Below are 1,691 nucleotides of genomic sequence, written 5' to 3'. Positions count from 1 at the left end.
TTCGAGAGTACCTGTGGTTGCTTCGCGATTCGCACATTGAGTTTGATGTCGGGCAGCGCGAGAAGCTCGACTTCGAGATCGCCTGGAGCGCGTCCAAACTGGTTGGACTGCCCGAGTCTGCACTGAAGAGGCGGACTTGGCCTGTGAGGCTCACAAACCTTTCGTTGGTCCCTATGCTGTGGGTCAGCGGTGGTCTCATGGGAGCCGCATACAGCACCGATTTCTCTGGGGCCCCAGTTGACGCACCCGCCCGTTTGATGCTCGGTTTCGCCGGGCTAGGGCTCTGTCTCTTTACACTCGTGATCCTCTTCCATGCGCTGCCCCGTTTGCAATTGCGGGACGCCCTTCGATTGGAGAAATCGGAAGGTAGCGAGAGCGTACCGGAAGTTGTCAAGGTGGGTTGGGCCAGTACGAGTTAAGCGGCGACGGGTTCGTCGTCGGGCTTCGCAGGCTGGTTGATCCATGCTGCGTTGGGGATGCTCAGGATCTTGGGGCCGTTGTTGGTGGTGAACCTCTCGGGATTGGAGGCTCTGGCTTTGGCCAGGGTGGAGGCCCGTGTTCTGGCTTTGATGGCTGCCAGGCCGTAGTGGACATCGGCGGGGGTGTTCAACCCGATCCCGGTGTGGCGGTGGGTGTGGTTATAGCCCTCAACGAAGTCGTTCATGAACGCCCGTGCGTCTCCGATGGTGGCGAAGCGTTCTGGGAACACGGGTGCGTATTTCAAGGTCTTGAACCAGGACTCGCTGTAGGGGTTGTCGTTGCTGACACGGGGCCGGGAGTGGGAGCGGGTGATCTCCAGATCGGCCAGCAAGGCAGCCACTGTTTTCGACGTCATCGAGGTGCCCCGGTCGGCGTGGACCACGTGGGGTTGGCCGTGGATGGTGAAGATCTCTTTCATCATCTCTTGGGCCAGTACCCCGGTCTCGCCGTGGTGGACGTGGGCGCCGACGATGTAGCGGGAGAAGATGTCGATCATGACGTAGCAGTCGAAGTATTTGCCCTTGACCGGGCCGGCCAGTTTCGTGATGTCCCAGGTGTAGACCTGCCCCGGGGCGGTGGCCACCAACTCCGGGACCGTGCGGGCGGGGTGGCGTGCCAGGCGGCGACGTTCCTTGACCTGCTGGTTTTCCCCAAGGATCCGATACATCGTGGAGATCGAGCAGTAGTAGGTGTCCTCGTCCAGGAGTTGAGCGTAAATCTGGACCGGTGGCAGATCCACGAACCGTGGATGATTGAGCGTCTGCAGGACACGTGCCCGTTCCTGGCCGGAGAGTTTGTTCACCGGGACCGCCCTGGTCGACCCGGCCCGGGTGCGGGGCGTATACATCGCTGTAGAGCGCGGTACCCCTGCCAGGTCGGCGGCGTCTCTGGTGGACACCCCGACGGCTGTGAGGTCCCGGTACGCGGCCATCAGCGCTTGCCGTGCGGCGGCGGCTCCGTCGAGCTCTTGGATAGATCTTCCAAGAGCTCGCGTGCTTTTCCCATGATCTCCAACGCCACCTCCGTCCTGGCCAGACGCCTCTCGGAGACATCAAGTTCGCGACGCAGCTTCGCGATCTCGGCCTGTTCCGATGACATCCGTGTGCTGGCCCTGGCGCCGGCAGCTGCGCCGCCGGCGCTGTCCTTCAGCATCCCCGCGTCGCGCAGCCGGCGCCACTCAGCAACTTGGGAGTAGTACAACCCCTGCGAGC

Annotated in this window: 2 protein-coding genes; one reads left to right on the top strand and one right to left on the bottom strand. The window is 62.5% G+C overall.

Annotated features, from left to right (window positions below):
* Positions 1-419: hypothetical protein (locus Q4P21_RS16250; protein ID WP_303389758.1), on the top strand; the 419-nt coding region annotated here is incomplete at its 5' end.
* On the opposite strand, the gene Q4P21_RS16245 is transcribed toward Q4P21_RS16250, so the two are convergent.
* Positions 416-1,691, bottom strand: a protein-coding gene (locus Q4P21_RS16245) for an IS3 family transposase (RefSeq protein WP_303389757.1) whose coding sequence is annotated in 2 segments (ribosomal slippage) — positions 416-1,452 and positions 1,452-1,691 — 1,277 coding nt annotated over the 2 segments. Because the reading frame shifts where the segments join, the coding sequence is not laid out codon by codon here. This gene is flagged as partial in the annotation. The two genes, Q4P21_RS16250 and Q4P21_RS16245, sit on opposite strands and share 4 nt — an antisense overlap.

This window comes from Arthrobacter sp. (assembly GCF_030540645.1).
Classification (GTDB): domain Bacteria; phylum Actinomycetota; class Actinomycetes; order Actinomycetales; family Micrococcaceae; genus Specibacter.
Note: the sequence above shows the minus strand (reverse complement) of the source record. Positions and strands in the feature narration are given on the sequence as shown.